This is a genomic window from Nocardia sp. NRRL WC-3656 (assembly GCF_000720265.1).
Lineage (GTDB): Bacteria > Actinomycetota > Actinomycetes > Mycobacteriales > Mycobacteriaceae > Nocardia > Nocardia nova.
This window is the reverse complement of record NZ_JOJF01000028.1, coordinates 30,871-43,662: the sequence shown is the minus strand read 5'-3', so window position 1 is coordinate 43,662 and position 12,792 is coordinate 30,871. Positions and strand designations below refer to the sequence as shown.

The 12,792-nt window shown below is 60.6% G+C and carries 11 protein-coding genes; 8 read left to right on the top strand and 3 right to left on the bottom strand.

Features of this window, described 5'->3' with window-relative positions; genetic code table 11:
• Window positions 1–23: 23 nt before the first annotated feature.
• The 3 genes from IG65_RS36175 to IG65_RS37235 all read right to left on the bottom strand — a co-directional run bounded on the left by IG65_RS36175 (window position 24) and on the right by IG65_RS37235 (window position 3,418).
• Window positions 24–1,241, bottom strand: coding sequence for an OmpA family protein (locus IG65_RS36175; RefSeq protein ID WP_051757005.1), 1,218 nt, complete (start codon window positions 1,239–1,241; stop codon window positions 24–26).
• A 405-nt stretch (window positions 1,242–1,646) separates the two neighbouring features.
• Window positions 1,647–2,459 (bottom strand): hypothetical protein, encoded by an 813-nt coding sequence (locus IG65_RS0127810; RefSeq protein WP_051757003.1) that lies wholly within the window; start codon window positions 2,457–2,459, stop codon window positions 1,647–1,649.
• Window positions 2,460–2,662: 203 nt separating this feature from the next.
• Window positions 2,663–3,418 (bottom strand): hypothetical protein, encoded by a 756-nt coding sequence (locus tag IG65_RS37235; protein ID WP_156055804.1) that lies wholly within the window; start codon window positions 3,416–3,418, stop codon window positions 2,663–2,665.
• Window positions 3,419–4,161: 743 nt separating this feature from the next.
• On the opposite strand from IG65_RS37235, the gene IG65_RS37230 reads away from it, so the two are divergent.
• The 8 genes from IG65_RS37230 to IG65_RS0127765 all read left to right on the top strand — a co-directional run bounded on the left by IG65_RS37230 (window position 4,162) and on the right by IG65_RS0127765 (window position 12,742).
• A complete protein-coding gene (locus IG65_RS37230; protein WP_081879813.1) occupies window positions 4,162–5,010 on the top strand; it encodes an AAA family ATPase in 849 nt (282 codons plus the stop codon).
• Window positions 5,010–5,570, top strand: a complete 561-nt coding sequence (locus tag IG65_RS0127795) for a hypothetical protein (protein WP_030517908.1) — start codon at window positions 5,010–5,012, stop codon at window positions 5,568–5,570. The genes IG65_RS37230 and IG65_RS0127795 overlap by 1 nt, the downstream gene beginning before the upstream one ends.
• Before the next feature lie 2 nt (window positions 5,571–5,572).
• Window positions 5,573–7,909, top strand: coding sequence for a DEAD/DEAH box helicase (locus IG65_RS0127790; RefSeq protein ID WP_030517907.1), 2,337 nt, complete (start codon window positions 5,573–5,575; stop codon window positions 7,907–7,909).
• A 440-nt stretch (window positions 7,910–8,349) separates the two neighbouring features.
• On the top strand, window positions 8,350–8,751 hold the full coding sequence (locus tag IG65_RS38015; RefSeq protein ID WP_146165333.1) for a hypothetical protein: 402 nt from the start codon (window positions 8,350–8,352) through the stop codon (window positions 8,749–8,751).
• Window positions 8,751–9,500, top strand: a complete 750-nt coding sequence (locus IG65_RS0127780) for a hypothetical protein (RefSeq protein ID WP_156055803.1) — start codon at window positions 8,751–8,753, stop codon at window positions 9,498–9,500. The genes IG65_RS38015 and IG65_RS0127780 overlap by 1 nt, the downstream gene beginning before the upstream one ends.
• Window positions 9,501–9,602: 102 nt before the next feature.
• Entirely contained in the window at window positions 9,603–9,905 is a 303-nt protein-coding gene (locus tag IG65_RS0127775; RefSeq protein WP_030517904.1) for a hypothetical protein, read from the top strand.
• Window positions 9,902–11,833 (top strand): RHS repeat protein, encoded by a 1,932-nt coding sequence (locus tag IG65_RS36155; protein ID WP_051756996.1) that lies wholly within the window; start codon window positions 9,902–9,904, stop codon window positions 11,831–11,833. The genes IG65_RS0127775 and IG65_RS36155 overlap by 4 nt, the downstream gene beginning before the upstream one ends.
• Window positions 11,834–11,866: 33 nt before the next feature.
• The gene (locus IG65_RS0127765) at window positions 11,867–12,742 is read left to right on the top strand and encodes a hypothetical protein (RefSeq protein ID WP_030517903.1); all 876 of its coding nucleotides are present in this window, start codon (window positions 11,867–11,869) and stop codon (window positions 12,740–12,742) included.
• Window positions 12,743–12,792 lie beyond the last annotated feature (50 nt).

Below are 12,792 nucleotides of genomic sequence, written 5' to 3'. Positions count from 1 at the left end.
GGGAGTAGAACGGTGGCCGGACATCACTGGCCGCCGCGGTGATAAGTGACTTCGACGCGCCGGTTCTGCTGGGCCCGCAGCTCATCCAGCACGCCGCCGACGATGTCCGGCACCACCGGCTCGCTGGCGCCCTTGCCGGTGACGGTGCCAAGCTGCTGAGCTGGAAGCCCCAGCGCCAGAAGCCGATCCGCCACCGATCGGGCACGTTGGCCGGACAGATCACGGTCGTCCCGTCCGCTGCCGGTGTCGGCGATGTGGCCGGTGATGTCGATGGACTGGACGCTGCACGCAGCGGCAGACTGGACGATGGGCCGAAGCGCATCGTCGGCATTCGCCGGCAGGACGGCGCTCTCCGGGGAGAAATGCAGCGTCTGGTCTGACAAGCTGGCCCAGACCGGACAGCCGCCTTCCGTGATGGCGTCCGGCACCGGGACCACGGGGACCGGCAAGGTCGCCACCGGTGCCAGTCCGGACGAGGCATCATGCGCGACAGTGCAACTGGCCGCTTCGGCACGCTGGCAGATCCCGGCCCACAGCTGTTCGACCAGCGTCCGGGCGAACGGCGGCAAGCCTGGCTGCGAACCGGCGGCAATGCCCAGGCCATGGAACGTCACGTGACGACCGGCCAGGTGAGGCATACGGCCCTGGCGGCCAATGCTGTCGATGACGCTGTCCGGCTTGGTATTCCAGCCGACGACGCGCAGATCGACCGGTGCGGCCGTGGTGATGCCTGAGGAGACCACCTCGATGTCGCCGGGCACCTGGCTGGCGCGGTCGAGCAGTCCGAGGAGGTCGAGGCCCGACTGATCGGCCCGCGCTTCCGCCAGCTGGTCCGACAGTCCTTTTACCGACGCGGCGATTTGGCGCTCGGCGTCGGCCGTGGCGTGCTGCACTTGGCCGTTCGGCCGAAGGGGCGTCAGGTCCGTCGTGGCGACGGCACCGGTGGTCGAGGACACGATGCGCACGGTGGCGTCGCCAGGGCGTTTGGACTGCTTGGAAATGTTCGTCAGCTCGGCGGCGAGCGAATCCGGCAGGGCCGCCCGCGGTTCGGCGCTGGTAGCGGTGGCGACGATGGTGATGGCGGTTGGCGCTTTGGCCACGTGCAGCGTGGTGCAACCGGCGATACCGATCAAGGTGGCCAGCGACAGGCTGATCGCCGCACCCGCGGCGAGGCCGGCGCGGAAGGGACGACTGATCCGCCTGTCGGGCGCGGAGGATGGGGCTACGGTGGGACAGGCCATGCGGCACTCCTTGGTTAGGTGTTGGAAGGCTTGGACCGAGAGATGAATTCGGATGGCGTGAGTGGGCCTGGTGCCGGATGGCCCTCCGGCACCAGGCCCGTCAAGACGACGAAGGCCGGGCGCGCCAGCGCATTTCACTGCATGGCAATATGTGACACCCGTTTAGTTCCGGTCTTCGTCGTCACCCGCGTCGCGTCACTATCAGCAGTGCATGCAGTAGCCGCGCAAGAAGCGGAGCCCCGGAACGACGCCGGGCTCCAGCGTGAAAATGGCCTTCTACCATAAGACTTCACCTCCTTTCCGAGCGCCGGATACCGAACTCCGGTGCGCCCGAAAGGAAGTGAAACAACGCAAAGGCGCAGTTACGGCGTGCGCCGTAACTGCGCCATAAGGACGAGCCGAGAGCTACAAGTTAGGCCAGGTCCACCGAAAACCGAGCACAGATTGCTGGGCATAAGGAACGAAGCGGTGTGCCGCACCGTCGTTGAGCGTCAGCGGTTCCTGGAGTACCGGTTCGCCTTCGTAGTGGTCGGGCCAGGCGCAGAAGTACACGGCAGAGGGGAGGCGGTCTGGCGTGAATTGGATAGCGAAGTCCAGGTTTTCGACGCGCGCTCGTACAGGCCTACGGACTTCGGTGACGAAGTGGGCACCTGGTTCGAAGTGCGTTTCGTACTCGAAAGCAGTGCGCTGCCCGGTGTTCAGTTGCCGACCGAACGCAATGTCGTCGCTCACGAGACCGAAGCCGTATTCGTAATGGTTGCCTAGGTGGCCGCCATACAGAACATGGATACGCTGCGCGTACGGTTCGTGGTTAAACAGGTAGCTGTCGATGCCGTCCTCGATCGCCTGAATAACCTGCAAGGTGCGGCGCAGCTTGTATGTCCCGTCGGCGGCGAAGAAGTAGCGTTCGAACAGTGTGAGCGTTCGGTGCCATTGCCGCTTGCCGTGCGGCCGTTCTACGGGGACCGTGTCCGTGATGCCTTCGTTCCGACTGACGGCATCGCCCGAGAAGGATGCCCAAAGCCGTTGGGAGTCTTCATCTGTCATGTCAAAGGCACCTATGAACCAGTTCAGCGTTTCGCCGGAGAGGTTCTCGCCGAGCAGTGCGCGGCGGATCCTATCTCGAATCTTACGGGGTAGATCGGTGTCGGTGTCGGGGTACTCACCGACGTCCCAGAGGTACTGGGCGATGACGTGGGAAACGGCGGCTTGCGGCACCTGTTCGGATCGAAGGCGCCTCCCAGCCACTCGCCACTTACGAGAATACGCCCCCTCGTTGCTCAACAGTCGAGAGAGTAATTGTCCGGTTTCGCTAATAGCGCGTTGGCGTGACGTGCTGGCCATAATTCATACCGTTCGATCCAATATCCGGCTTATAGCGCCTTGTCTTGCAGAATAAACTTGCGCATTAATGACCCTCGTCAGTAAAGCCAACCAACACCATAGCTCAAAGCGAGGCGTAGCTGATGGAATTCCGATTGCACTTCGCCCAGGCTGTCAGCGGACAGCAAGTCGTCAGAAGTCTCCAACTCTCCCAAAACGGCTGGAGGTAAGCCGTTGATTCGCCAAATAGCTTTAGGGACGTCCTGTCCGAAACATAACCGCATCCGCAGAGAGTGGAGGTTACGCCAGGGCGTGACGACGTAGTAAGGAAGAATTGACCGCGGAAGTAGCGAAGACGCAATAACAATACTGTAGTCGTGATATTGCCCCATGCCGATAGGCTCGGGTAAACGAACCGTGAAATCCACGTGTGAACGACCCACCCGGCGCTCCTCGACAAGTTCACCACCGAAACCCATCACAGCTTCGAGTTCCATGAAGGTATCAGGATTGCCCTGCGCTTGGGAAAAGCTATACGAAACAACAATTTCATCGAGTTCCTCCGCAGTCGCGACGATCCGCCGTTCCTCAATCAGCCGAACAGCACCGTCGGTGAGGTGAAGCGTCACCCCCAGGTGTTCCGTATACCATCCAGCGTTGGCAATCGAGTCGGACTCGGTGTCTAGCGCTCTCACCGGGCCTGCCATTAACTCTGCCAACATGTACAAGGCTTGATCGATACGACGCAAGGCCGTCCTCGGGTCGCGATCGAAGCTGGCGGCAAGATCTTTAACCCGTTGGTGCAAAAACCGACGTTCGGTCCGATTACTCCCCCTATCGAGCGCAAAGGCCACTGACGCGACGTAACCGAAGGGCTCCGGTAGTCGGCCGCAGTCTTGGGTGATTCTCAGAGTAAGTTTCCCTCGCGCCTCGGCTGGCGAGTCACTCGAACTTATGCCGCAAATCTGACGAAGATGAGGGCCAATTCGTTCAACGACGTCATGGGAGCGAAGTCCATGTCCACGGCGCAGTTGTTTCAGCTCAACGAAGAGAGAGTCAGTCACGACAGAGTTGCTCCAATATGTCTAGAGGCTAAAGACGATTGTTGCACCGTCGATCGATTGCGACCAGGCGAGCTGAGTGACAAAAACATGACAGTATCGACCGTCGCGTAGACGGAACCTGATGGGGGACGGATCATAGATCGAGTGCGCCATCGGCCGCCATTCTCGGACCATGGGCATAATATACCTATCGGTTTGTATGGAAAGAGCTGAAGATTGGACATCAGCGGTAATCCGGTAACTTCAGAGGACGAGGCACGTGCTATCTACGAAGCAGCACGGCAGATCGACCCGATTGATATCGGACAGAATGATCATGAACTCCCTGCAGGGGCTGCCACGGCCAAAGCCGAGCTGTCCGACAGCCCAGCTGTTTTACCGAGTGAGGCAAGCCCACCACCCGCTGAGTCGGAAGCCGATGGTGCGGGCCATGAGGTGTGGCGCGTAGAGCAGCGCCGACCACCGCGGTTGCGCGATCGGTTCGCACGACTCAACAGGAACCTTGATGCCTATCGCCAAGACGGGACTCTCCGATGAACAGCGCTGTCCATGTCTCTCCTCGGTTCCGGGCCGAAGTCGAGCTTCATCTGGTTCGGAACCTCATGCGTCTGCCCGCGCCCGGCACCCCGCTACTGCTGGGAATCCATGGTCCGGCCGGCGTGGGCAAGAGCTTCCAACTCGATACCGTGCTGCGGCAGGTCGGTGTGGCTGTCCTGCCTATCAGCAGCGCAGATCTGGAGAGCGACCGCGCCAACGACCCTGCTCGCCTCGTACGCAAGACCTATCTCAATGCAGCGCAGAAGATGGAGGCGGAAGGTGTTGTCGCCGCGGCGGTCGTGATCAACGACATCGACGCAGCACTTGGTGACTGGGGTGCGATGGTCCAGTACACCGTCAACCGCCAGCTCGTCATCGGTGAACTGATGCATCTGTGCGATCGGCCGGCTTCGGTCACTGGATCGCCCAACATGCGAGTCCCGGTCTTCTTGACTGGCAACGACTTTACGAAACTCTACGGCCCGCTGCGCCGATCCGGCAGGATGAAGCTGTTCCACTGGCGGCCCGACGCAGGTGAGATGATTGAGATATTGCGAGCAGTCTTGCCGCAGCTGCCGACCGCGGACATCGCTGAGCTCGTGGAGCAGTTCCCGGGTAAATCGACATCCTTCTTCGTCGACGCGTTGAACGACGCTCGCGACCAATACGTCCGAGGCCTGCTTCAGGATTATGGGGTCCGCGAGGTCGTGTGGCATGCCAAACAAGGTCAGATCGACACCGATGGTCATGTCGCCATTGCCGATCTGATTGCGGCAGCGAAAGGTCTCCTCGCCAATGAGCATGCAGTGGCCAACTTCGCCGCTACAGCATCTGAGGAGCAGTAATGGCCAGGACATCGACGTATACGGCGACATTCGCCCGGTTGAAGCTCTTGCAGATCAATATTAAAGCTGCCCTAGCTGAAATAGGATGGCCTGACGGTGAAATCAATCGGCTGGTGGACACTGGACTGGCCGACGATAACCGATGGATACAGAAGTTTCATTCTTATGGCAAACGCAGCCCCGAGGGCGACGAATGGGTTCTCCACTTTTATATTGACATAGATTGGGATGAACATGGTCGCATGGTCGTCGAGTTCCCGGAGATGGGCGCACCCGACCAGTGGAGGCAGGGTGTGAATCCCGGACTGCGAAGCGCAGCACGCGACTTTGCGCAATTACTCGATGACGAGCAGCTGGTCCTCGTGAGACAGGTAACTCTTGCCGACTGGGTCTATGACGACCCTGCGCAGATGAAATTGGTTCAAAATGAACTGAAACTCACCAGTGCCAAAAAGCTCGCACCTGCTGGCGAGATCGAAACGACCGGTGCTGACATGGTCGGTGATTTGTCCGAACTAACGTTCGCTATCGAGATTGCCTACGATGAGGACGGCAGCTAGTAATGAAGGCTGCGGATTACGGCCTTCCGCCGAATTACACCCTTCGCACCGAGGTTGGGTCAACGATCTGTCCGTTTCAGGTTGCGAGAGCGCTCCAAGAGCTGATCACTACAGACAAGCTGACTATCGACGAGTACCTCCCTGCAATGGCTAGCAAGCCGTTCTTCCTAGTGGCTGCGACAGGGCTCGGCAAGACAGTTGTCGCACCACCGCATGTTTGGTTACAGCAATGTGCCGACCTCCGAGAAGTTCGCCCTGGAACGGTGCCACGAGTGTGGGTTGTCGAGCCGCGAGTCATGATTGCCGACGAGCAGGGTGCGTACATGCACGAAACGTTTCGCAAGCTCTTCGCCTCGCAACAGCTCGGTCCGCGAACGCCTTTCTTGTTCGGATCAGTCAGTTCGAGTAAGACCTTGCGGCCTGACGCGCCGATTATTTTTGTCACGACCGGTATCTTCACCTTGCGCGCCCGTGCAGGTGAGTTTGATCCGCTACGTGATCGCGTCATCATCGACGAGGCCCACGAGACAATCGGGCAGAATCCTGACGTCGAGTTGGCTATCACCATCTGCCGACAGGCCGGCGTCAAGGTTGACTACATGTCCGCGACGGTGGACACGACCTCCATCCCCGACCTGTTGGGCATCGCCCCGGACAACATCATCGTCGCGAACAAGCAGCGGCACCCGATCTACATCAGCACCACCGGCCGGACGATGCGCGAGTCGATCGTCGAGGTGGTCACGGACCTGCTGATTCGCCGAAACCAAGACTCACCGCTCCTACCAGCACCGAACCACGCCCTGCGGGAGCGGATCATTGCGGATCTGTTCGGCGACGAGCGTCGGGCCCATGGCCTGCTGGTGGCGATCAATTCATTGTCCGGGTCAAACAGCGACGCCGTAGTTATTCAGAAGCAACTCAAGGAAGCCCGGCTACAGAGCAACGGTACGCCGCTGGCGGTACTGGAGCTGTCCAGCAAGCAGACCAAGAACCCGGCCGAGATGGCTCGCTTTACCGAGGCACTTGCCAAGGTCGAGCAACGCGCCGAGCCGTACGTGGTGGTGGCGACCAGCGTGATCGAAATGGGTGTCACGATCGGCACTTTGGACTTCGCGGTCACCATGGACAGCGGGTATGAGAACGTCGTTGTCGGTGACCGAAGCCTGCCGACGGTTACACCGCTTCCATTTAATTCCCTCAAACAACGGCTCGGCCGTGTCGGCCGACGCCGCGCCGGAATCGGCATCATCACGACCGACGTTGGTGCGCCATACACCGAGTTCGGCCGTGAAAAGCTGAACAGTCCAGACCTCGAATACGAGCCTGTACGCACGCCACTAGCAAAGGCGTCGCTCCTGTCGCTGGCTTACTACACCTTCGAGCGGGGCTGGCGAACACCGGCTGAAATCGGTGAGGGCCTAGCCAGGCTTCGCCTCCCGTCACGGCGCGCTCTGCTTACAATCCCCCGACTGACGCAACTCGTCGAAGAACGCCGCTACCTCATGCGCCTCGGCGTTGCCGACACCGACGCCAATCTCACTTCCGCCGGCAGGTCCGTCGGTCCATGGATCGGCGATGGATATCTCCCGTACGCGGTGCGGCTTCAAGCTGAATTGGCGAAGCCGACACCGGATCGGCTGGGAACATTGTTCTGGATTGTGGCCCTCGCGTGTTCGGACAGCACACTCTCGGTCCTGATGCGAAGCCGCGTGAGCCTTGACCAAATGACGGGCGCCCCAAGCCCTTTCGACCTCACCGCCGATCAGCTGTGCCGATCAAACGAACTCATCGCCCTGTATCAGGTGGTGGCGTTCTGCGGCCGGGCATTCGGCCCCTACTTGGATGAGCAGCGTGCTCCGCTGCTTTCGCTCCACCGCGCCAGCCTGTCGGGCCTCGACCGACTGTGCGAGGCACTTGGAATGGACACCAACAAGGTGAAAGAACTTCTTACTCGCGTGAGTGCCGTGATCGCTCGGGTGCCGAAGGTCAACCGCGACCGACCGGGCGCAATCAAGCACGTATTCGGCACCCGCACACCACGTGCCCTCGGCGACGTTGCCTGGCCAACCATTACCGACCGCGATGTCGACCGGCTTACGACCGGATTGCACCAACTTCCCGGTCGTCCAGCCCTACAGCTGGACGTTGAAGAGCGCAAGGACGGCACCCCGATGCTGTTCTGGGCTTCGGGTGGTCGACGAATCTGCCGCGCGGGCAGCGCCGTGACGGCACCGAACGGCAGCACGCCACGCTTCTCAGGAAGGGTGCTGCTGCTGCACCGTCCCACCCCGGAAGGCTTCTGGCTCGACGTGGCGCACGTAACGGAGCTGCGCTGATGCCCGAGCTGCCGTCCTATACCTACACGTGCCGAAACAGGGGCTGCCAAGGTGAGCGGCATTTCCAGGGTGCACCGCCAGAATGGTTCCAGAGCAAAGGGCTATCTACCCCGACGAACTGCCGCAGTTGCAAAACGTGGCTCGATGCGCAAACGGACGAGGACGTGACCTGCTCCGCATGCTCCTACCGGTTGCGAGTGCCTAAAGGCGTGAAGATCATGTTTCACCGCAACGATGGTTCATGGAAGACGCCTACATACTGCGCTCGATGCGAAAGCAATCCTGAATGGCGTCAGCGTGCCAAAATTTGCAATAGGCGACTCCGTTTCCGAACCACAACCAACCTGGACGGTTCACTCCATGTTCGAGCAGGCGCTGGCCAAAGAGCCGTACAACACGTCGTCAACTACCTACAGGCGAGGCAGATTACAACGCCTCCTGTGACGAAAGTCGAGCTGATCCGTCACAAGCAACAGTATCAAGCACTTAATTCGTTCAGCGAGCCAGAGAGCACCCTCTTCGACCACATACTGCTCCATGAAGTCAATGGTGGCCACCGCAGCTCGCTCGCGGAGGCGTTCGATCTCAATGAGAACGACGTCGATGCAATCGTTGACAAATTGGCCGAAATTGCAAATAATACAAATCAGAATGAAATACTTCAATTTAGCAGCCGGGGCTCGATCGTGAAAGTTGAACGCGAAACTGGCGTGATGCTGGTCATCAACACATTACCGAGGTCAATCGCTGGATCCAAAGTTATCGTACCGCGAACTGCGTTCGTGCCGAGTAGTGAATTCAAATTTGTCGATAGCGTACGTACCGGAAAGTGGTCGGTCTGATGGCGGATATCGCAACAGCTCTTTCCGATGCCCTCGATGCCGCATTCCCACAGGATGGCACAGCGTTTAACCTCGTACCTTTTGACCAGTGGACAGCGGAGCTCACCAAACTGCAACACAGTAAGCTTCCGGTGGAATCGATCGAAGCTCGCTGCGTATCTACTCTTGTCGAGGCCGCATCGGATATCGTCGCCTTGCGGTTCGGTAACTTCCTCCATGCTACCCGCGCGTTGGCCGTGTGGATGGAGGCGCTGGAAATAGCCAATAACTTATCGTCCGGAAGTCAAGGCATGCCTCCTCCCGCTCGTATCATTGATTGTCTGTACGAACTGGCTGCCGTGGTTGGCTCTATTGAGCAGCAGCCCGAACTCGGCTTTATCGAATCACTAACGAAGGAGTTCGACAGTCATATCTCGGTCGCTGCGGGGCGAGTGCCGAAATTTTCTTCAGTTCCAGGAGACGACGAAGGCGCCGTGGAGGAAGTGCGATTCGCCATCGACGAACTATACACGCAACGCGACAATCTTGAATGGGCCCTTCACGCTGTCCGCTTCATCAAGCTTGAGTTCGCCACGTGGAAGCTTCTCGCGGGTGTCGATGACAATCGCATTGCCGAAGCGTTGGCGTCGCTCGACGAGGAGATGAGCAGAGCGGTCAAGACATCGACAGATAATCGATGGATAATTCCTGACTCGAAAGCTCCAAAATCCTTCTGGTGGCGTCACCTCAAGTCACGCCAGCACGGTTAACGAGCTCCGATCGGTAACTTCGTTCGAGCCGCAGTCCCGCTGGTAATCTGACCGCTTGAACGTGGGCGGCACGCCTCGGGCTGTGGTCAGGGAGGGGAACCAGTGGGGATGAAGGTTGATCCGGACGCTCTGCGAGCGTGGGCGAAGTGGCTGGACGGACTGTCCGGCGAAATCAACAGGCTGCGAGACGGATTGACGGAGCCGGCCGAAGCGAGCGACCTGTTCCCTGGTGTTGACCTCGGAGCGAGTATCTACTCGGCGCGAGACCAGGTCAAAGGGGGCTTAACCTTCTTCGCTGCCCGGCCGCAAGAGATGGCCGAAATCGCAAAGGGTGTCGGCGACAAGTACGAGATCACCGACGACGACTTCGCCACGAAGCTACGTGAGATGGGTGGGCTGAAGTGAGCCCGGAGCCGGGCCGTCCGACGCTGAAGATTTCCGATGTTGAGAAGTGGAAGCCGGACGTGCTGGGCTCGTGCGCAACACAATTCGACAAGGTCGTCACCAAGGGCGATCAGCTGCTGCAGTCCATGTTGACCACGCAGGATGACCTTGCCGAGTCGTGGAAGGGTGCCGGCGCCGATGCGGCCGCGTCGCGGGTGACAAGCGAGAAGACCGCAGGCAGCCACCTGATGGAAAAGATCGCCGGCCTCAAGACCGCGTTCACGACGCAGCAGACGGAACTGGCACACGCCAAACAGTTCGTGATCGATAAGCGAAACCTGATCGTGGGCATGGGCTTTGAGGTTGCCGACGATGGCACCGTGACCGCGGAGGCCAAGCGAAAGGCGATCCAAGCCGCGGCCGGCAACTCGCAGCAGGAACCCGCCAATGTGACTATGGCAACGCTGCAGGTGGGTTACGAAGCCCAGCAGCAACATGTTGCGATGCTGGGTGCCCTGCAGCACGCGGAGAACACTGCCGTCGGTGCAAAGGCGGCGATCGACATCGCGAACCAGGCGCTCAACCATGTCGCCATGTACGAGCTGCCGCCCAAGCAGATTCGGGCGATGTTCCCAGGCCTGACCCATCCAGATACTGCGAAACCAGGTGAGCTTCCGCCCGTGCTTGGCGGCGCGTTGCAGCTGGAGCAAGGCATCCCGATCACGGTGACAAACGCCGACGGCTCGACGACCACCACGACGCCGAACCCGGATGGGACGCTGACCGTTTCGACGTCGGTGCAGCAACCGGATGGCTCCACTGTCATGACCGAAACCACCGGGAATCAGCCGCCGATCACCACGGTCACGACGAAGCCCGACAGCGCTGGCATCACCAGTGTCACGGTGACAGCCGCGGACGGCAAGTCGCAGCAGTTCCAGAAGGTGCCCGAGGGCAACGGTAAGACCAGCACGTACGCGGTCAATGCCGACGGCTCGCGCGGCACGAAGGTGTCTGAGTCGTACCCGCAGAACGGCGGCACGACGACGGACCGCTTCGGGCCTGGTGGCGTCATCGAACGCCAATGGCAACGCCCAGACGGCTTCCGCGCGTTCGAACAGTACGTCCCTGGCCCGGATGGGCAGCCCAAACTGGCCGGCACGGCCAATTCGGCTGGCATGCGCTCCGTTATGAATCCCGATGGCACGATCACGACCACCGACGCGCAGGGCAAGACGGCGCAGACGGCCCAGCTGGCTGATGGTCGGATCGTCACCAAGTTCCCCGATGGCTCGGTACTCCAATATGACCCGAACCAAGCGCCGACCGGAGCGCCCAAGCAGACGATTTGGGACAACACCAAGCTTTGGGCGGGTACAGAGTGGAACAGCTTGTACGGTTCGAGCAAGGACACCGTGATTCAGCATCCGCTCGCGACGGGGTTCGCCGGGATGACTGCAGGGTCGGCTCCTTTCGCCGAGGCAGCTGGCAACTCGTTGGCCGCCCAGGCGCAGGCGGCGATGGCGGATTCGCAGGCATCGCAGGCCCGAGCACTTCAGTTGCTGGATTCCGGGACGCCGGGCGCCGGGCACGCATTTGTCGGGGCGATGGACTCCGCCACCGATGCAGCCAGCAAAGCCCAGCTGAGCCAGTTGCTCAAGTCCGACGGGAAGATGCTTGGCGGTGTCCCGTTGGGCGCGGCGGTCAATATCTACACGAACTATGACGACTGGAGTCACGGCAAACCTTTAGACGAGGCGGCAGCCAACGCAGCCGGCGGGACGGCAGGTGGCTGGGCTGGCGGCCTTGCTGGAGCGGAAGCCGGGGCATGGGCTTGCTCAGCGGCCGGGCCGATCGGGTCAGCCTTTTGTGCTGGCGCCGGAGCGGCCATGGGTGGCTTTTTCGGCGGCTCGTTCGGGGCATGGGCCGCTGAACAGCCCTTCAAGTAGCCTGACGCAGGAATCGAACCAGGAGGATGCCGGTTGTCCGCGAACACGAGGATCCAATCACCGCTACTTCCGTGGCCGAGCGAATGGGGCCCGCAGCGTCCTCCGGCCAAACTGCTGCTCGCGCTGGGCTTCTTTAGTTTGTGTGTCCTGATCGCAATCCCCTACGCTATCGACTTCGCAACCCATGGAGACACGCTGAGGGCGTTCTATGGCGTGCTTGGTGGAGTCGTGGCGGCGAGCTTCGTGTTGATGCTGTTGCCCAGTTTGCGCGTCCGGCGAAAGAGCCTGCCGGCCAACCTGCACGTCGGCCCGAGCGGACTGTTGATCGAGGTCAAATCTTCGTGGCGCCCGGTCCTGATGCTTTGGCTCGTGACAGGCGCGATCTTTCTGGTCGTCCGCGGAGCGCTGTTTGTTCGTCACCTTTCGAGCGATGACGACGGGGCCGGCTCGGCGATAGACGTCGGAGGGATCGTCATCGTCGCCGTCGTGCTGGCGGTGATCGCGTTCCTCGTGTTCTTTCTGTTTGGTCGTCATCGTCGGTACAACGTCGTTCTGTCCCCGGGCGGGATATCGCAGGGCATGGGCCGTACGGTCCGGACGTTGTCGTGGGACCAGGTCGGTGCGGTGCTGCCAGACATAGTGAACAACGCTCATACGGTGCGCACCTACCCCACGGCAGGTGCACGAGTTGATGTTGAGAACGGACGTGGTTTTCTCGACCGACTGCAGCAGGGGTTGCTGGAGCAATCCATCGACGTCGCCGCGTGGACACTGGCGTTGGACCCGTCGCTTCTGCTGTACCTGATCCGCTACTACTGGCAGCATCCCGAAGCACGCGATGAGTTGACGTCGGATGCAGTCGTTGACCGGATGCGCCGCGGCGAATTGCTCTCCGGCGCAACGCAGTAGGGACGTACCCAATGCGCTCACTGAGGAGTCGACGGCGGCTGTCATGCCCA